At 73.0% G+C, this 17,729-nt stretch carries 16 protein-coding genes; 4 read left to right on the top strand and 12 right to left on the bottom strand.

The features are described from left to right. Positions 1-40: 40 nt before the first annotated feature. The 4 genes from AC07DI_RS10775 to AC07DI_RS10760 all read left to right on the top strand — a co-directional run bounded on the left by AC07DI_RS10775 (position 41) and on the right by AC07DI_RS10760 (position 4,542). Positions 41-454 carry a GPW/gp25 family protein gene (locus AC07DI_RS10775; protein WP_361733957.1) on the top strand — a complete coding sequence of 138 codons (414 nt, stop codon included), beginning with the start codon at positions 41-43 and terminating at the stop codon, positions 452-454. A 6-nt stretch (positions 455-460) separates the two neighbouring features. Further along, complete coding sequence (locus tag AC07DI_RS10770) at positions 461-2,422, top strand: putative baseplate assembly protein (protein WP_478903710.1); 1,962 nt, start codon at positions 461-463, stop codon at positions 2,420-2,422. Continuing rightward, positions 2,419-3,048, top strand: a complete 630-nt coding sequence (locus tag AC07DI_RS10765; protein WP_384261101.1) for a phage tail protein — start codon at positions 2,419-2,421, stop codon at positions 3,046-3,048. The genes AC07DI_RS10770 and AC07DI_RS10765 overlap by 4 nt, the downstream gene beginning before the upstream one ends. A 192-nt stretch (positions 3,049-3,240) precedes the next feature. Next, on the top strand, positions 3,241-4,542 hold the full coding sequence (locus AC07DI_RS10760) for a discoidin domain-containing protein (RefSeq protein WP_478903707.1): 1,302 nt from the start codon (positions 3,241-3,243) through the stop codon (positions 4,540-4,542). Positions 4,543-4,638: 96 nt separating this feature from the next. Here the strand turns inward: AC07DI_RS10760 and AC07DI_RS10755 are convergent, their stop codons facing one another. The 12 genes from AC07DI_RS10755 to tsaD all read right to left on the bottom strand — a co-directional run bounded on the left by AC07DI_RS10755 (position 4,639) and on the right by tsaD (position 17,685). Next, positions 4,639-5,562 carry an LLM class F420-dependent oxidoreductase gene (locus tag AC07DI_RS10755; protein WP_384261106.1) on the bottom strand — a complete coding sequence of 308 codons (924 nt, stop codon included), beginning with the start codon at positions 5,560-5,562 and terminating at the stop codon, positions 4,639-4,641. A 120-nt stretch (positions 5,563-5,682) separates the two neighbouring features. Next, entirely contained in the window at positions 5,683-6,156 is a 474-nt protein-coding gene (locus tag AC07DI_RS10750; protein ID WP_478903705.1) for a DUF6099 family protein, read from the bottom strand. A 193-nt stretch (positions 6,157-6,349) separates the two neighbouring features. Then, the gene (locus tag AC07DI_RS10745) at positions 6,350-6,694 is read right to left on the bottom strand and encodes a nucleotide pyrophosphohydrolase (RefSeq protein WP_384261111.1); all 345 of its coding nucleotides are present in this window, start codon (positions 6,692-6,694) and stop codon (positions 6,350-6,352) included. Then, positions 6,678-7,943: an ATP-binding protein gene (locus AC07DI_RS10740; protein WP_478903703.1), complete on the bottom strand. Its 1,266-nt coding sequence runs from the start codon at positions 7,941-7,943 to the stop codon at positions 6,678-6,680. Before AC07DI_RS10740 ends, AC07DI_RS10745 begins: the two co-directional genes overlap by 17 nt. Positions 7,944-8,077: 134 nt before the next feature. Beyond that, the gene (locus tag AC07DI_RS10735) at positions 8,078-8,470 is read right to left on the bottom strand and encodes a cell division protein SepF (protein ID WP_055700564.1); all 393 of its coding nucleotides are present in this window, start codon (positions 8,468-8,470) and stop codon (positions 8,078-8,080) included. A 94-nt stretch (positions 8,471-8,564) separates the two neighbouring features. Next, positions 8,565-9,788 (bottom strand): FAD-dependent monooxygenase, encoded by a 1,224-nt coding sequence (locus AC07DI_RS10730; RefSeq protein WP_478903700.1) that lies wholly within the window; start codon positions 9,786-9,788, stop codon positions 8,565-8,567. After that, a complete protein-coding gene (locus AC07DI_RS10725) occupies positions 9,785-11,290 on the bottom strand; it encodes an MFS transporter (protein WP_478903698.1) in 1,506 nt (501 codons plus the stop codon). Before AC07DI_RS10725 ends, AC07DI_RS10730 begins: the two co-directional genes overlap by 4 nt. Before the next feature lie 134 nt (positions 11,291-11,424). Then, positions 11,425-12,117, bottom strand: coding sequence for a response regulator transcription factor (locus AC07DI_RS10720; RefSeq protein ID WP_478903696.1), 693 nt, complete (start codon positions 12,115-12,117; stop codon positions 11,425-11,427). After that, positions 12,114-13,478, bottom strand: coding sequence for a sensor histidine kinase (locus AC07DI_RS10715; RefSeq protein WP_478903694.1), 1,365 nt, complete (start codon positions 13,476-13,478; stop codon positions 12,114-12,116). Before AC07DI_RS10715 ends, AC07DI_RS10720 begins: the two co-directional genes overlap by 4 nt. A 6-nt stretch (positions 13,479-13,484) precedes the next feature. Beyond that, positions 13,485-15,770: an MMPL family transporter gene (locus AC07DI_RS10710; RefSeq protein WP_478903692.1), complete on the bottom strand. Its 2,286-nt coding sequence runs from the start codon at positions 15,768-15,770 to the stop codon at positions 13,485-13,487. Positions 15,771-15,982: 212 nt separating this feature from the next. Beyond that, a complete protein-coding gene (locus tag AC07DI_RS10705; RefSeq protein WP_478903690.1) occupies positions 15,983-16,606 on the bottom strand; it encodes a GNAT family N-acetyltransferase in 624 nt (207 codons plus the stop codon). Then, entirely contained in the window at positions 16,603-17,685 is a 1,083-nt protein-coding gene (gene tsaD, locus AC07DI_RS10700; protein WP_478903688.1) for a tRNA (adenosine(37)-N6)-threonylcarbamoyltransferase complex transferase subunit TsaD, read from the bottom strand. Before tsaD ends, AC07DI_RS10705 begins: the two co-directional genes overlap by 4 nt. Positions 17,686-17,729: the final 44 nt, after the last annotated feature.

Below are 17,729 nucleotides of genomic sequence, written 5' to 3'. Positions count from 1 at the left end.
GGGGAGCCGGGTCACATGTGCCTCAAGGGGGTCGCTGGAGATGAGTGAACAGTTCGTCGGCGCGGGCTGGACGTTCCCGCTGCGTATCGACGCGGGCGGCGGCATCGCGCTGGCCCGGCGCGAGCGCGAGATCGAGGAGTCGATCCGCCTGGTGCTCGCCACCGCGCCGGGCGAGCGCCCGATGCGGCCCGAATTCGGCTGCGCCGTGCACGACATGGTGTTCGCGCCGGTCAACGAGGCGACGGCGGGCCGCATCCGGTACGAGGTGCGCTCCTCGCTCGACCGCTGGGAGCCGCGCATCGAGGTCCTCGACGTCGAGGTCAGCCCGGCCCCCGACGACCCGTCCGTCCTGTTCATCGACGTGAGCTACAGCGTGCGCGGCACCAACAACCCGCGCAGTCTCGTCTTCCCCTTCTACGTGATCCCGTCCACGGAATCAGAGAGCGGAGTCTGAAGTCCGATGGCCCTGCCCGCACCGCACCTCGACGACCGGCGCTTCCAGCAGTTCGTCGACGACGCCAAGCGCTACATCCAGCAGCGCTGCCCGGAGTGGACCGATCACAACGTCTCCGACCCGGGTGTCACCCTCGTCGAGGCGGTCGCGCACATGGCCGACCAGATCGTCTACCGCCTCAACCGCGTACCCGAGAAGAACCACCTGGCCTTCCTCGACCTGCTCGGCGTCACCCTCTTCCCGCCCTCCGCCGCCCGCGCCGACGTCACCTTCTGGCTCTCCGCACCCCAAACCGAACCGGTCGTCCTCCCCGCGGGAACGGAGGTGGCGACCAGCCGCACCGAGACCGAGGAGGCCGTGGCCTTCGCGACGGAGGCGGATCTGACCGTGGTGCCCTGCGAACTGGCGGCCGTACTGCGCCAGGAGGACGGCGGCACGCCGCAGGACTGCGGGCAGGACGTCTTCGGCGGCCGTGACGTGACGGTCTTCGCCGAATCCCCCCGCCCCGGCGACACCCTGCTCTTCGGGCTGAGCGCCGCCGTGCCGCACTGCGCGGCCGTGCTGGAGCTGGACAGCCGGGTCGACGGCGTGGGCGTCGACCCGCGCCAGCCGCCGCTGGTCTGGGAGGCGTGGACCGCCGATGGCTGGACCGAGTGCGAGGTGGACGAGGACTCCACCGGTGGCCTCAACCGGCCCGGCGAGGTCGTCCTGCACATTCCGGGCGGCCACATCGTCTCCCGCGTGGGCCGGCAGGAGGCGGGCTGGGTGCGCTGCCGGGTGACCGAGGCCGCCAAGGGCCAGCCCTTCTACAGCGCCTCGCCGACCGTGCGGTCCGCGTCCGCGTTCACCATCGGCGGCACGACCGTCGTCGCCCACGCGGACGTCGTGAGCGACGAGATGCTCGGCGACTCCACCGGGGTGCCCGGCCAGCGCGTCCGCCTCGCCCAGGCGCCGGTCGTCGCCGACCGGCCGCCGCTGGTCCTGGAGGTTTCCGACGGAGAGGCCTCCGGCTGGCACACGTGGCAGGTCGTGGACAACTTCGCCGCGTCCGGCCCGTACGACCCCCACGTCACCCTCGACGCCGCGACGGGCGAGATCGCCTTCGGCCCGGCGGTACGCGAACCTGACGGCTCCCTGCGGCAGTTCGGCGCGGTGCCCGCCAAGGGCGCGGCGATCCGCGCGACCCGCTACCGCACCGGCGGCGGCCGCGCGGGCAACGTGGCCCGCGGCGCGATCCAGGTCCTTCGCAGCTCCATTCCGTACGTCGCCCGGGTGGAGAACCGCGAGGCGGCACGCGGCGGCGTGGACGGCGAGACCGTGCAGGAGGCCAAGGTCCGCGCGCCGATCGCGCTGCGCGCGCAGGAGCGGGCGGTCACCGCCCGTGACTACGAGGAGCTGGCACGGCGGGCCGCCCCCGAGACGGCCCGCATCCACTGCCTGGCCGCGGAGTCCGCGGAGGTCGGCGAGAACGCGGTACGGGTCCTCGTCGTCCCGCAGGCGGTGGCGGACCTCGGCGGACGGCTCCGCTTCGAGCAACTCGTACCGGGCGAGGAACTCCTCTCCCGCGTCACCGACTTCCTCGACGACCGCCGCCCCCTCGGCACCCGCCTCTCGGTCGGACCGCCCTACTACCAGGGCGTCACCGTCGTCGCCACGCTGCACTCCTTCCGTGCCGCACAGGCCGAACAGGTGCGCGCCGAGGCCCTCGACGCGCTCTACGACTACCTCGACCCGCTGACCGGCGGGGCGCACGGCGAGGGCTGGCCGTTCGGCAGGCCGTTGCGGGCCGGCGAGATCTTCGCCGCGCTCCAGCGGGTCCCGGGCGTGGAACTGGTCGACGAGGTGCTCCTGCACCCCGCCGACCCGCTCACCGGCCGCCGCGGCGACGCCACCGACCGCATCGAACTCGCCCCGTCCGCGCTCCTCTTCTCCTTCGACCACCGCGTCCGCGTCATCGAGGCACGATGACGGCGGCCACCGGAGGTCTCGACCTGCGCAAGACGAGCACACCGTCGGACGGCGCCACGGCCCGCTCGCGCCGCGGAACGCTGCCGGGCCTCGGCTCCGCCCATCCCATCGGGGAGCAGCTGCCCGCCGTCTTCGCCGACGACGACTTCGTGCTGCGCTTCGTCTCCGGCCTCGATGTGGTGCTCGCACCCGTCTTCACCGTCCTGGACTGCCTGGAGGCGTACTTCACGCCCGCCCTGGCACCCGAGGACTTCGTCGGCTGGCTGACGGACTGGGTCGGCACGGAACTCGACGGCACGGAGCCGCTGCCGCTGCGCCGCCACGCCGTGGCCTCCGCCGTCGACCTGCACCGCGTCCGCGGCACCCGGCGCGGCCTGTCCGCCGCCGTCGAACTCGCCTTCGGAGTACGCCCGGAGATCACCGAGAGCGGCGGCGCGACCTGGTCCCCGCGTCCACTTGGCCCCTTCCCCGGCACCCCGCGCCCCGGGCTGCACGTGGCCCTGCGCGTACGCGACCCCGCTTCGGTGGACCCGCACCGCCTGCGGTCCGTCGTCGCGGCGGCCCGACCCGCCCACCTCCCCTTCACGGCCGAGGTGACCGCCACACCTCCTCCTGAAGGGACCTAGGCCCCGTGTCCTTGGAAGTGCCGTCCGCCCCGCGACGCCCGGCACGCGTGCTCGCGGCGGCGCCGGACTCGCCCCGGTACACCCGGTACATCCGGTGCCGGGGCGAGCCCGCACCCTGCGACCGCACACACCGCACGACGCGCGGCCCGCCCCGCTGACGGACGATCCCGACTCCCGACCCAGGCCCCAGCCATGCCCCAGCAGCCCGAGATGGACGACATGCCGAACTCACACGCCAACACGCCCCCGTGCCCCGAGTGCGGCACCCCGGCCCGCCTGCACGGCCAGTCCTTCTGCGACTCCTGCGGCGCCTTCCTCCGCTGGGACACCCCTGCCACGCCGGTCGGCCCCGCCAACTCCCCCGACGCCGCACCCGCCCCCGGCGCGAGCCCCGCCGCCCCGGACTCCGCGCCCGCCACGGGAACCCAGGCCCCGCCGGACCCCCGCACCACCGGCGCCGGCACGGGCTCGCCGAGCGACCCCCGACAACAGCACGGCGCCCCCGCCGATCCGCCCAGCGCACCCGGCGCACCCGGCTCCACCGACACCACCGTGCCGCTCCCGTCGAACGGCCCCGCCGGCCCTGCCCCCTCCCGCCCCTCCCAGGCGCCCACCTCCCCGCCCTCCCCCGCCCCGTCCTCGTCGTCCCCCTCCGACACGGCCATACGCTCCCTGCTCGTGCCGGTGCCCGACGCCTCCGGCCCCGCCGCGCCGCCGGAGAGCCCGGGCGTGCTGCCGGGCAGGCCCGAGGCGGCACGGCCCCGCGTGCGGCAGGCCGCCGTGCCCGCCGAGCCCGAGTCCGGCATGCCGTGCCCGAGCTGCGCGACGCCCAACGCCCCCCGCCGGCACTTCTGCCGCAACTGCGCGAGCCCCCTCAAGGACTTCGGGGGCCCGGCCGCCGAGGGCCCGTACGCCGGTCAGCGCCCCCGCCTGCACCGCGACCGCACCCGCTGGATCGCCCGGGCCGTGGGCATCGCGGTGGTCGCGGGCCTGGTGGTCGGCGGCATCTTCGGCGGACCGCCCGCCGCGCGCGCCATCCAGGACCACTTCGCCAAGCGCGTCCCCGTCCACCCCAACGACTACAGCGCCTCGCACGCCGCCCCGAAGCAGGCCGCCAAGCTCGCCTTCGACGGCTACTCCAACACCTGGTGGGGCACCGGCTACGCGGGCGACTCGGCCGGCCAGTGGCTGCAGGCCGACTTCGACCAGCCCACCGACCTGCTCAACCTCCTGATCACCCCCGGCACCTCACCCCGCAGCGCCCAGGCCGCCGAGCAGGCCAGGCCGATGGAGTTCGACCTGGTGGTCAGCGACTCGGCGGGCAAGGTCCACACGATGCACCGCCGCATCAACGACGGCGGCGCACAGAAGGTCGACGTCCGCGTACGCGACGCGGTGAGCGCACGACTCGTCCTGCGCTCCGCCTACGGCGCCGCCAAGGACCGACAGGTGGCCATCGCCGAGCTGGAGTTCTTCGGCCGGTCGACGGACTAGGACCACCGGGGGCCACGTATGAGGACGGGGGGCGGGGTGGTGGGGCCCCTCCCCCTCCCCCTCCCCCTCCCCCTCTCTCCCTCTCCCTCTTCCCCCCTAAGACAACTGCGACTGCACCTGCGAGGAGATGAGCTCAAGGTGGTCCAAGTCGGTCAGGTCCAGGCACTGCAGGTAGATGCGGCTCGCGCCGATCGCCTGGTACCGGCCGATCTTGTCGACCACCTCGGCGGGCGAGCCCGCCAGGCCGTTCGCCTTGAGCTCGTCCACGTCACGGCCGATGGCCGCGGCGCGCCGGGCGACCTCCGCGTCGTCCTTGCCCACACAGGCCACCAGCGCGCTGGAGTACACCAGGTCACCACCCTTGCGCCCGGCCTGCTCGGCGGCGGCCCGGACCCGGCCGAACTGCCGCTCGCTGTCCTCCAGCGAGGCGAAGGGGATGTTGAACTCGTCCGCGTACTGCGCGGCGAGGCGCGGGGTGCGCGTCGCGCCGTGGCCGCCGATCAGGACCGGCACCTTCGCCTGGGCGGGCTTGGGCAGGGCCGGGGAATCGGTGAGCTGATAGTGCTTGCCGTCGTGGTGGAAGGTCTTGCCGGTCTCCGTCGACCACAGGCCGGTGACGATCTGCAGTTGCTCCTCCAGGCGGGCGAACTTCTCCTTGGGGAAGGGAATGCCGTACGCCCTGTGCTCCTCCTCGAACCAGCCCGCGCCCAGGCCCAGCTCGACCCGGCCGCCCGACATCTGGTCCACCTGCGCCACCTGGATCGCGAGGACACCCGGCAGTCGGAAGGTGCCTGCGGTCATCAGTGTGCCGAGCCTGATCCGCTTGGTCTCACGGGCGAGTCCGGCAAGGGTGATCCACGCGTCCGTGGGCCCCGGCAGACCGTCGCCCGATCCCATGCTGAGGTAGTGGTCCGAGCGGAAGAAGGCGTCAAAGCCCAGGTCCTCGGTGGCTTTGGCGACGGTGAGCAGGGTGTCGTAGGTGGCCCCTTGCTGGGGCTCGGTGAAGATTCGAAGATCCATGCCTCCATCCTGCACGCTGGACCGCCCGTCGACCCCGCCGGTCCCGCCGTACCTCCCCCGCCCCGCCCCGGTCGGGTGAAAACCCGTCAACATGACGGAGGGCGAGGGCCGCGGCGGCCGTCATGTCGCCGAGTCGGGCTGGGGCAGGCCCCCTTCCCGTACCGCCAGCCTGCGCAGCATTTCGAGGACCCGGTCCCTCGACTCGTCCGCGGCGTCGATCGCCTCCATGCACTGCCAGTACACCCCCTCCTCCTCGGCTCCCATGGCGACGCCGACGAGTGCGATGCCCACTTCCCCGAGGAGTCTGCCGAGTCCGATCAGGACCTCGTGCGCGTCGCCCGTCTCCGTCAGCCGCGCGGCCCGTATGTCCTCCGTCCCCAGCCGCGGGGCGTCCAGCACTCCGCAGGCTCTTCCCCCGACCTCGCTCAGGCCCAGCGCCTCACCTCGTAACTCAGGAGGCCCCGCCACCGCGAGCCGGCTGCCGATCGCCTGCGCCAGCGCCTGCGACTGCCAGACCTCCACGACGATGTCCGCAGGCTCCTGACTGTGCGCCAGAGCGCGGCGGTTCGCCTCGATGAGCCGCATCGCGATCATGTCCGGCCCTCCCTCCCGCGCGCATTCGCCGCACGATTATCCGAACTCCCCTGTCCACTACCCAGAGTGATACCCAGCCGGGCGAAAAGCCAGGGGAGGCCGGAAATCTGTGGACAGGCAATCGAGTTTGGCCAAGCCATCCACTCCGGAGAGTGACGAAAGTACCGGAATCAGGGATTCAGGAATATCGGAATCAAGGATTCAGGGGCCCTTCGGGCGCCGGGAACCGCCGCTCGTTCCGCTCGATCTTCGCCGCGAGCGCCGCCAGCGCATCGATTCCGAGGACCTCGCAGAACTGCAGCAGATACGCGAGGACATCCGCCACTTCGTCGGCCACCCGAGGCGCTGTGCCGGGGTCCTCCATCACCCGCGCGGACTCCTCGGGCGTCAACCACTGGAAGATCTCGACGAGTTCGGACGCCTCCACGCTGAGCGCGGCGGCCAGATTCTTCGGGGTGTGGTACTGCTCCCAGTCGCGGGCCGCCGCGAACTCGGCAAGCCTGCGCTGCAGTACCGCCACATCAAGGTGTTCCGTCACGCTCCAGGTCTACCACCGAGACGCCCGAGACGTCTGAGCCGCCCGAGACGTCTGGGCCACCCGAGACACCCGAGATACCCGGGGTGCCCGAGGCGTCGGTGGCCCGGGGCGTGGCCCAGGACGTGGCCCATGCCGCGTTCCCCACCACCCCCACCAGACGGATGTGCCCCCGCGCGCACATGCGCGCCGCCAGTTCGCCGAGTGCGTGTGCCTGCCGGGCGTCCAGGCGCCGGTCCAGGCCGTCGGCGAGGATCGTGAGGCACTGGTACGCCTGCGGCACCTCGACGACCGGGTCGACGGCGAGCACGCCGGGCCCGGTGAGCAGGACCAGCGCCAGGGCCAGGTACCGCAACTCGCCGTCCCCGAGCCGCCCGAGAGGCGTACGCACCCCGCCGCCCCGGTCGATGACGGCCCGAACCGCACCGTTCTCCGTCTCCTCGGCGAACACGTCGGCGACCGGCCCCGCACATCCGGAGCGCACCGCCGAGACGAGCATCCCGTGCCGCACCGCGCACTCCGTCCGGGTGCGCCGCAGGACTTCGGCGAGGTTGTCGCAGCCGCCCAGGAGGTGGCCGGCGCCGACCAGCCCCGCAGGGACCGGGGCGCGCATGCGGCCGGGCCTCGGATCACACGCGAACGCCGAGCGCAGCGCGACCACGACCTGCTCCGCCGCCGCGAGCACCAGGCGCTGCCCGTCCGTCTTCCCCGCCACGCGCAGCGGCACGAGCGCCGTGCCGAGCCGGTCGTCCGGCATCGGGGCACGGGTCACTGGCGCCTGGCCCGCGGTGTGCCAGGCCGCCTGGACGACGCGCCGCCCGGGATCGCGCAGCGCTGTTTCGAGGAGGACGAGTCCCTCCCGGGTCAGCCGCTCGCCGACGACGCGGAGTTCGGGCTCGGCCTGCACGGCGACGTCGAGCCGGACTGCTCCCGCGGGACCGTCGACCGTACAGCCGATACGGAAGCCGCGCCGTCGCTCACGGTCGGCGCGGGCGCGTTCGGGCACGCAGGCGACGGGATCCACGAAGACGTCGGAGAGTTCCGCTCCGGCGCCGAGCCGCGCAAGCGCCTCGTACGCGCCGAGGGCAGTGGACTTGCCGCTGCCGCTCGGCCCGGTGAGCAGGGTCATCGGGCCGAGCGGGAGCACCGTGGCGCGGTGCCCGGCGAAAGCGGACAGGCGCAACTCGGTGACCTGCGGCCTGCCCTGGCCCGCCGGTGACTGAGCGGCCGACACCCGGGAATGCACCGTCATGTCCGGGACGGTAGGCGGCGGCGCACCCGGCGAACCGATACGCCCAACCGACCTTCCTACGATCGAGGGATTACCCCGGAAGTGCCCCCGCGTCGGCCGGGGATATGACACAGGCTCTAAGAGCCTGTCGGGCTCTAAGGCTGCGCCACCGCCTCCACCAGGCCCTGCACCTCCGTGCCGGGCGGCGCGAGGAGGAAGACGTTCTTGTCGACCCGGTGCATGCCGCAGCCGAGGCCCAGGACCACGCCGCTGCTGAAGTCCAGTACGCGCTTGGCGACTTCCGTCTCGGCGCCGGTCAAATCGAGCAGGACCGGGATCTGAGCCATGACGGTCTCGGCGACCTCGCGGGCGTCCGCGAAGACGTTCACCCGCATCACCACGAAACGGCGTCGCGTCTCGGTCTCCGCGTCGGGCAGCGCGCGGTGCCCCGGCCACGAAGGCCATTCGTTGCGGCTGCGCAGCGGTACGACCTGGGCGAGCCCCTCCCACTGTTCATCGGTGACGTCGTGGCGCTGACTGCTGCTCACTTGCCCACCCCGTCCTGGCTCGCACTTGTTCTCTGCACCGGCCAATTCTTAACCCAAGTCACCCGTTCAGCCCAACAGCGACACGGGCGTCGGCTCAGCGGCGGGGCAGCGTGAGGGCCGAGTGGGCAGGTCGGGCGGGCGCGGAGGGAAGGGTGGTGAGGTCGCGCAGCATGGCGTTGCGCCGCGCCAGGGCCCGTGCGGTGGTGGGAAAGAGGGTGGCCGCGCCGTTGTCGGCCAGCGCCTGGTTCATGGTGACGAACTCGCGGAGGCCGCGCTCGTAGGTGGTGAAGGCCACAGTGTGGTCCCGGTGTGCGGCAAGGGCGTTGGCGAGGACGTAGGCACCGGCCAGCGCGAGGCTCGTGCCCTGTCCGGTGAGGAACGAGGGCGCGTACGCGGCGTCGCCGACGAGCGCGACGCGGCCGCTGGACCAGCGGGGCATGCGGATCTGTCCGGCGGTGTCGAAGAACAGGTCGTCCACGCCGCGCATGGCCTCGACCATCGCGGGGACCTCCCACCCCGCTCCCGCGAAAACCTCCGCGAGCAGGTCCCGTTGGGCGGCGGGGTCCCGGAGGACGTCGAACGGCGGCCGCGGCCGGTGGAAGTTGAGGAAGGCGTGCACTTCGGCATCGTCCCCGACCGCGTAGAGGGCCGCGGCTTTCCCCGGGACGTTCCACATCATGAGCTCACGGGAGAGCCCGAAGGTGTTGGGCAGGGTGCAGATGGCGAAGCAGAAGCCGAGGTAGCGGTGGAACTGTGCCTCGGGGCCGAACACGGTTTCCCGCGTACGCGAGTGCATGCCGTCGGCGCCGATCACCAGGTCGAACGTACGCCGTCGTCCGCCGCGGAACGTCACGTCGACCCCTTCTCCCCCCTGGTCGAGCTGGTCGAGGGTGGCGATGGAGTCGTCGAAGAGGAACTCCACGTCGTCACGGACCAGCGCGTGGAGCATCGCGACAAGATCCCCCCGCCGCACCTCCACGTCCTGTCCCTCGGCATCACCGGTGACGACGTGCTGCGGGACCGAGGCCACGGTGCGGCCGTCGGCGTCGAGGAAGGTGCTGCGACGCGAATCGACGTGCGCGTCCCGCAGCCGCGGCAGTATCCCCATCCGCCGCACCACCTCAGTCGCGCTACCGCGGATGTCGATCGGGTAGCCACCGGCGCGCAGGACGCGGGACTTCTCCACCACGGTGACCGCGAATCCGGCACGGTGCAGCCAGTACGCGAGCGCGGGCCCGGCGATACTGGCGCCGGAGATCAGGACTGTGCGGTGCGCGGTGGTACGCACGTTCGTCGTCGACAGACCGGTGGGCTTCATGCCTGAACTCCATTCCTCGTGCTCTGCTTCTGTGTGATGCGGATGATGAGGAGTGACAGCGCGGCGACCAGGGCGGCCAGGAGGAACCCTGTGACGAAGGCCGATTCGGTCGGCTGACCCGTCGTGAGGTCGGTATCGGCGGCGAGGATCGCGCCGCCGAGCTGGGCCCCGAGGGCGACGCCGACCACGCGCGTCACCACGAGCAGACCGGTGGCGATGCCGATGTCCCTCGTCCCGACGGCGGTGGCGGTGCCGGCGAGCAACGCCGTGGTGCCCGCGCCCGCGGCGAACGCGGTCAGCACCTTCGCGAGGACGAGCTGCCATGCCGCGTCGTGCAGCGACGCCAGGGCGGTCATCGTGGCCGCGGTGACGACGGCGCCCGCGATGACCACGGTCCGCGGGCCGAAGCGCCGCGCCGCGACCCCGCCGACCGAATCGCTCAGCGCCCCGGCGACGGCACCGGGCAGCAGGAACAGTCCGATGTCGGTGGTGTCGACGCCGAAGCCGTACCCGTCGGCCGATGTCGCGAACAGCTGAGGGAGCAGGATGATCACCATTCCGGAACCGGTGGTGATGACGAAGGTGAGTACGCAGCCGTGCCACATTGCGGGCTTCGCCAGCATGCGGAGATCGACCATCGGCGAAGGGGTCCGGCGCTCGACGACGACCCACCCGGTCGCCAGGGCCGCGACGACCACCGCGAGCGCGCCGACCGCGAAGGGCGGCAGACCGCCGTTCGTCACCTTGACGAGCCCGAGCATGAACGTGAGCAACGTGGCACTCAGCAGCACCACCCCGGGCCAGTCGATCCCGTGATCCGACACGTCCGACACGTCCGACACGTCCGACACGTCCGACACGTCCGACGCGGCCGACGCGGCCGACGCGGCCGACGGGCCCGGCAGAACCGGCGGATCATGCGGCAGCAGCCGCGTCACGAGCAGCGTCGTCGCACTGATCACGATGGTCGGCAGCGCGAACATCCAGTGCCAGGAGACGTGTTCGGCGACCGGGCCCGCCATCAGCGTCCCGACCATGCCGCCGCCCGTGAACAGCGCGACGACCAGCCCGATCACCGCCTGCGACTCGCCCGTCGGCAGGTGCTTGCGCACCAGGATGAAGGACAGCGGCAGCGCGCCCACCATGACGCCCTGCAACACCTGCCCGACCAGCAGCACCGGCAGGTTCGGTGCCAGGCTTGCCACCAGGCCACCGGCCGAGACCACGACCATCAGCCGGACCAGCACGCGTTTTCCACCGTAACGGTCGCCGAGCTTGCCCGCGACGGGCGTGATGACCGCGCCGGTGATCAGTAACGTGTTGCCGACCAGCGCTCCTTCGGCGGGGCCGACCCCCAACTCGCTCTGCAGCAGCGGGAGCGCGGGCTCCACCACTGACTGCAGGGTGCCGAGGGCGAGCGCCAGGAGGCCGAGCGCGGCTGTCGACAGCCTGCCGATGCGGACCGGCGGGACCACAGCCGGGGAGATCGCGCTTCTGGACATGGGTGTCCCTTACGTTGTCGTGGAATGGGCGGGCGTGAGCGCACGCCAAGGGAAGACCCCGCACCGGCCTGCGGATTCAGGGCCTACGGGCCTACGGGAGAGCTACGGAGGTATGGAGGTACGGGGTCGCCGGGCTACGGCAGGCGGTCTGTGTCTGCGTCGGGCGCGGCCTGGGCCAGGCCCGTCCGGTAGGCGATGACGACGAGTTGGGCCCGGTCGCGGGCCTCCAGCTTCGTCATGGCGCGCTGCACATGGGCGCGTACGGTGAAGGGGCTGAGGAACATCCGCTCGGCGATCTCCTGGTTGGACAGGCCGGTCGCGACCAGGGCGACCATCTCGCGTTCGCGCGGGGTGAGCACGGCGAGCCGTTCGGGGCGGTGCGGCGGGGCGTCGTCCGGTGTGGCCAGGAAACGGGTGACCAGGGAGCGGGTCGCGGCGGGCGACAGCAGCGTGTCGCCGTCGGCGATCGTCCGTACGGCGTCCAGCAGGTCCTCGGCGCCGATGCCCTTGCCGATGAAGCCACCGGCTCCCGCGCGCAGCGCCTGAGCGACGTATTCGTCGGTCTCGTACGTGGTGAGGATCAGGATGCGGCTGGCCCGCAGTTCCGGGTCGGCGCAGATCTCCGCCGTGGCGGTGAGACCGTCCACCTCGGGCATGCGGATGTCCATGACCACCACGTCCGGGCGCAACTCCCTGGTGAGCCGGACCGCCTCCCTGCCGTCACCGGCCTCGCCGACCACGGTGATGTCGTCGGCGGAGTCGAGGAGCATCCGGAAGGCGCCGCGGAGCAGGGCCTGATCATCGGCGAGCAGCACGCGTAGGGTCACGGCGCGTTCCCGGCCTTTCCGTCGCGTGTCAGCCCGTCGTCCATCGACACGTTGCCTGTCGCCTCGTCAGACTCCGTACACAGAGCGCCAGTTGGGCCGCCGACCGCTGTCGGCTCCCCGCCCCTGCCGGGCGGCACCGGCAGCTGCGCCGAGACGACGAAGCCGCCCTCCGGACGCCTGCCCGCGGAGAGCTGTCCGCCCACCGCCGCGGCCCGTTCCCGCATCCCGATCAAGCCGTAGCCGGGCTGCCGGTCGGCCGCCGCGGACGTCGCCGCGCTCGCCACCGTACGGGGTGTACGAGGCGTACCGGGCGTACGGGGACTCCCTCCGTCGTCCGCGACCGTGATCGTCACGCGGTCGCGACCCCAGGTCAGGCGCACCCGGGCGCACCCGGTACCGGCGTGCTTGGTCACGTTGGTCAGGGCCTCCTGGACGATGCGGTACGCGGTGAGGTCCGCGCCCGGCGGCAGCGGCCTGGCCGCGCCCTCCTGGTGCACGGTCACCTCAAGACCCGCGCGGCGGAAGGATTCGAGGAGCGTGGACAGGCGGGACAGACCCGGCGCCGGTTCGGCGGGTGCTGCCGCGTCGCCGGTCCGGCGCAACAGGCCGACCGTGGCCCGCAGTTCGTCGAGCGCGTGGCCGGTGGTCTCGACGAGTTCCGCCAGGCTCTTGCGGGTCTGCTCGGGACGGGTGTCGAAGAGGTGGGCGGCGACCGTGGCCTGCGCGTTGGCCAGGGTGATCTGATGGGCCACGAGATCGTGCAACTCCCGCGCGATGCGCACTCGTTCCTCGTCCACTCTGCGGCGCGCCTCGCTCTCCCGGCTCTCCTCGGCCCGCCGGGCCCGCTCCTCCACGGCCGCCAGGTAGGCCCGCCGGTTCCGCACCGAGTGTCCGAGTACCCCGGCCACCAGCGGGAACGCCGCCACTGCCCCCACCCTGCTCGCGTCCTTCCACGAGAGGGCGCCGAACAACGGGCTGGAGGCGACGAGGAGCGCCGCGGAGATGAGCAACACCGCGCCCACCGCCCGCCGTTCGGACCGAGCGGTGAGCGAGAAGGAGTAGGCGGCGATCACGGCGGGGGCCACGATGAGCGGGCTCAGCAGGAGGCCGAGGACCGGTGCGAGGACGCCGCACGCGGTCGTGACCGCCATGGTGGCCAGGGGCGCACGGCGCCGCACCGGCAGCACGGCGCTGGACACGACGGCGATGAAGTAGGCGGTGAAAGACGGCGGCGACAGTGTGTCGCCGTCTTCCTCGACGACGCCGCCGAGCAGGCAGAGCGCGAACGCCGTCGCCGTGACCACGCCCTCCCGCCACCGCGCGCCGCGGGCGCGCGGTCCACCGCCGCTCCTGTCCGTCATGGCCGCTCAGTCCCGGCCGACGGGGAGCCGCGGCGCCGCCGCGTCCGGCCCGGCCGCGGGGCTTGGGGCTCGCCCGCCCGGTCCTCGCCCGCTCAGTGCCTCACCCTCGATGTCCACGTTCGGCAGCACGCGGTCCAGAATACGGGGCAGCCACCAGGCCCTGCGGCCGAGCAGTGCCATGACCGCGGGCACGATCGCCATCCGGACCACGAAGGCGTCGAAGGCGACGGCGGCGGACAGGCCGACGCCCATCGTCTGGATGGTCGGGTTGCTCATGCCGATGAATCCGGCGAACACGCTGATCATGATGATCGCCGCCGCGGCCACCACCCGCCCGCTGTACCGGAACCCGTCGACGACGGCCTCGCCGGGTGACGCGCCGTGGGCGTAGGCCTCCCGCATGCGGGAGAGGAGGAAGACCTCGTAGTCCATGGCGAGGCCGAACACTATGCCGATGATGAGGATCGGCATCAGCGACATGACAGGGCCGGTCTGCTCGATGCCGATCAGGTCCGCCGCCCAGCCCCACTGGAAGACGGCGACGAGCACGCCGAAGGCGGCGCCGACCGACAGCAGGAAGCCGAGCGCGGCCTTGACCGGTACGAGGACCGAGCGGAAGACGACCGCCAGCAGGAGCACGGCGAGGCCGATGACCACGGTCAGGTAGGGGATGAGTGCGTCGGACATGGCTTCGGAGATGTCGATGTTCATCGCGGTGGTGCCGGTCACCAGGATGCCCGCGCCCGTGCGGGCCTCGACGCCGGAGACCGCGTCCCTGATCGCGTGCACCAGTTCCTTGGTCTCGCCGCTGTTCGGCGCGGTGCGCGGGACGGCGGTGAGGACGGCCGTGTCCTTGGTTCGGTTGAGCACCGGCTCACCGACCGACGCGACGCCGTCCACTCCTCGTACGGTCTCGACGACCCGGTCCGTGGTGGCCCGGGTGCCCCCGGAGGCGGCCGCCGACGAGGTGTCCACGACCACGGTCAGCGGCCCGTTGAAGCCGGGGCCGAAGCCTTCCGACAGCAGGTCGTAGGCGCGGCGCTGGGTGGTCTGGACCGACTTGGACTCGTCTCCGGGCAGCCCGAGTTCGAGGCTCAGCGCCGGTAGGGCGAGGGCGCCGAGACCGAGTCCGGCGACCAGCAGTACGGCCACGGGGCGGCGCAGCACGAACCGCGCCCAGCGGGTGCCGAGCCCGGGGTTGCCGGGCCCGGGGTTGCCGGCCGCGGCCGGTGTCGCGTGCGGGTGTTCGCTTCCCGGCCGGGCGGCGGCCCTGCGGGCGGTGCGGGACAGGACTCGTCGGCCGAAGAAGCCGAACAGCGCGGGGACCAGGGTCAGTGCGACGAGTACGGCGAGGGCGACGGCGCCCGCGCCGCCCATGCCCATCCTGGTGAGTTCGGGGATGCCGACGACCCCGAGGCCGACCAGGGCGATGAAGACGGTGGCGCCTGCGAAGACGACGGCGGATCCGGCCGTGCCCACCGCCCGGCCCGCGGCCTCCTCGGGGTCGATGCCCCGGGCGCGTTCGGCACGGAAGCGGGAGGTGATGAAGAGCGCGTAGTCGATGCCGACCGCGAGTCCCAGCATCAGGACCAGGATGACGACGGTGGACGTCAGGCCCAGGGGTACGGCCAGCGCGGAGACCAGACCGAAGGCGATGGCCACGCCCACGAACGCGGTCAGCAGCGACAGCCCGGCCGCGACCAGCGAGCCGAGGGCGACGACGAGGACCACCGCCGCCACCGCCACGCCGACGATCTCCGTCGTACCGCCGGGCCCCTCCTCCGCGTCCAGGGCGGAGCCGCCGGTCTCCACGGTAAGGCCCGCGTCCCTGACCCGGTCGGCGGCGTCCTCCAGGGCGCTCTTCGTCGCTCCGGACAGGTCGGTTGCGTCCGCGGTGTAGGTGATCGTGGAGTAGGCGATGGTGCCGTCCTCGCTGACCGCGCCGCTCTTGTAGGGGTCGGTGGCCGACGCGACCTGGTCTCCCCCGTCCAGCGATCCCAGCGTGTCCTCGACGGCCGCCCGGTTCTCCCTGGCCGTCACCCGCTGCCCGTCCGGCGCCCGGAACACCAGACGGGCCTCGGCGCCCTGGCTGTTGCTCTGCGGGAAACGCTCGTCCAGCAGGTCGAACGCCTTCTGCGACTCGGTGCCGGGCATGGAGAGGTCCTCCTCCTCGCCGGCCGGCGCCATGGCTGCGGCTGCGACGGCGAACAGCAGGGCCCCCAGCCAGAGGCCGCCCACGAGCCTGCGCCTGCGGAAGGCCCACCGTCCGATCCGGTAAAGGGTTGTCGCCACCTGTTGATCACTCCAGACACCGCTAGGCAAGGGAAAGGCGGGGGAAGTACGCGGGAATTCCGCGCCTCCCACACTTCCCTCCGGCGTCCCGCCGGGCATCGTCCCCAGCCGCCGTCCTGCCCTGGTGCGCCCGGACCAGCCGCGCACGGGTTCTGGTGCGTCGGCACTAGGGGGGCGTGCGCGACTGGACGGCGCGTGCGCGCTACCAGCCCCTACCGGCCCGCTCCTTCCGCCCTCTCCGCCCCTTCCGCCCCGGCCACCGGTCCCGCGGGATGGTCCGGACCCAGGAAGACCACCCTGCCCGGGCCGTCCTGTGCGGGGCGGGTGATCTGGTGCCAGCCCGCCCGCCGGTAGAAGCGCACGGTGTCGGTGGCCCGCGGCGAGGTCAGCAGCCAGCAGCGGCCGTCCGGCGCCTCACCGGTCACCGCCGCGAGCAGCGCACGGCCCACGCCGAGGCCGTGCGCGGCGGGCAGCACCGCGAGTTCGTCGACCTGCAACGCTCCGGCGAGCCACTCCTCGGTGCGCCGGTCACCGAGGGCGGCGGTGACGAGCGGGTAGGAGCGCGTGTCGGGCAGCGGGTACTGCGTCGTCCACGCGGACGCGAAGCCGAGGACGCGCCGCGGCGTGTCCGGCGGGCCGCCGAGCGCGACCGCTCCCGTGAAGCCGGGGCGCCCGATGTCGGCCGCGAGGCGTTCGAGGTAGCGGTCGGCCTCGGCCGGGTCCTCGTTCCAGGGCGGTGCGCCGAACGCCTCGGCGTAGACGGAGCGCACGCCCCGCGCGTACGCGAGGAGTCCGGCGCCGGTCAGCCGGTGGACGTCGTACGAGGCGCCGGTCACGCGGCGACCCGCCCGACCGCTCCCACCACTGCGGCGGTCCCGGCCGGGTTCAGCGAAGCGAACTCCAGCAGTGCCGACGGGTCGATGGAGACGTCCAGGGGCGCGGGCTCCGCGCCCGCCCTCACCAGCAGGTCGCCGACCGCCGCGATCATCGCGCCGTTGTCGGTGCACAGGCGCGGCGGCGGGACCCGCAGCGTGACCCCGGCGGCCCGGCAGCGCTCCTCGGCGAGGGCGCGCACCCGGGAGTTGGCGGCGACGCCGCCGACCACCACCAGCGTGCCGACGCCGTGTTCGCGGCAGGCCGCGACCGCCTTGCGGGTGAGCACGTCGGCCACGGCCTCCTGGAGCGATGCCGCGCCGTCGGCGACCGGCAGGGGCCGCCCGGCATGACCCTCGGCCCAGCGTGCGGCGGCCGTCTTCAGCCCTGAGAAGGAGAAGGCGTAGGGGGTGTCGCGCGGCCCGGTCAGCGGGCGCGGGAAGGACACGGCGGCCGGGTCGCCCTCCCGCGCCGCCCGGTCGATGGCGGGCCCACCCGGGTACGGCAGCCCGAAGACCCGCGCGACCTTGTCGAAGCACTCCCCCGCGGCGTCGTCGAGGGTGTCCCCGAGGTGGACGAGCGGGTCGCGCGCCAGGTCGCGTACGAGAAGGAGCGAGGTGTGGCCGCCGGAGACGATCAGGACCATGCAGGGGTCGGGCAGCGGGCCGTGCTCCAGGGTGTCGGCGGCGACGTGCCCGGCGAGGTGGTGCACGCCGTGCAGTGGGACGTCCAGGGCGTACGCGAGGCTCTTCGCACCGGCGAGTCCGACCTGGAGGGCGCCGGAGAGGCCGGGGCCCGTGGTCACGGCGACGGCGCCGATGTCGGACATCCGCAGGCCCGCATCGTCCAGTGCCCGGCGGATCACCGGGGTGAGCGCGTGGACGTGGGCGCGGGCGGCGATCTCCGGGACGACTCCGCCGTAGCGGGCGTGCTCGTCCATGCTCGACGCGACCGCGTGGCCGAGCAGCCGCCCCTCGCGGACGAGGCCCGCGCCCGTCTCGTCGCAGGACGACTCGATGCCGAGCACCACCGGAGAGCCCATCGCGAAGGTCGCCTTTCTGCCCAGGGAGCCGCGCGGAACGACCG

The organism is Streptomyces sp. NPDC044106, from assembly GCF_056433985.1.
The sequence above is the reverse complement of the archived record's forward strand: the minus strand, read 5'-3'. Positions and strand labels throughout refer to the sequence as shown.

Coding starts and splice junctions, on each gene's coding strand:
- AC07DI_RS10760 (WP_478903707.1), top strand. CDS start 3,241: ATGCCCCAGCAGCCCGAGATGGACGACATGCCGAACTCACACGCCAAC.
- AC07DI_RS10775 (WP_361733957.1), top strand. CDS start 41: ATGAGTGAACAGTTCGTCGGCGCGGGCTGGACGTTCCCGCTGCGTATC.
- AC07DI_RS10740 (WP_478903703.1), bottom strand. CDS start 7,943: ATGACGGTGCATTCCCGGGTGTCGGCCGCTCAGTCACCGGCGGGCCAG.
- AC07DI_RS10770 (WP_478903710.1), top strand. CDS start 461: ATGGCCCTGCCCGCACCGCACCTCGACGACCGGCGCTTCCAGCAGTTC.
- AC07DI_RS10730 (WP_478903700.1), bottom strand. CDS start 9,788: ATGAAGCCCACCGGTCTGTCGACGACGAACGTGCGTACCACCGCGCAC.
- AC07DI_RS10715 (WP_478903694.1), bottom strand. CDS start 13,478: ATGACGGACAGGAGCGGCGGTGGACCGCGCGCCCGCGGCGCGCGGTGG.
- AC07DI_RS10750 (WP_478903705.1), bottom strand. CDS start 6,156: ATGATCGCGATGCGGCTCATCGAGGCGAACCGCCGCGCTCTGGCGCAC.
- AC07DI_RS10755 (WP_384261106.1), bottom strand. CDS start 5,562: ATGGATCTTCGAATCTTCACCGAGCCCCAGCAAGGGGCCACCTACGAC.
- AC07DI_RS10765 (WP_384261101.1), top strand. CDS start 2,419: ATGACGGCGGCCACCGGAGGTCTCGACCTGCGCAAGACGAGCACACCG.
- tsaD (WP_478903688.1), bottom strand. CDS start 17,685: ATGGGCTCTCCGGTGGTGCTCGGCATCGAGTCGTCCTGCGACGAGACG.
- AC07DI_RS10725 (WP_478903698.1), bottom strand. CDS start 11,290: ATGTCCAGAAGCGCGATCTCCCCGGCTGTGGTCCCGCCGGTCCGCATC.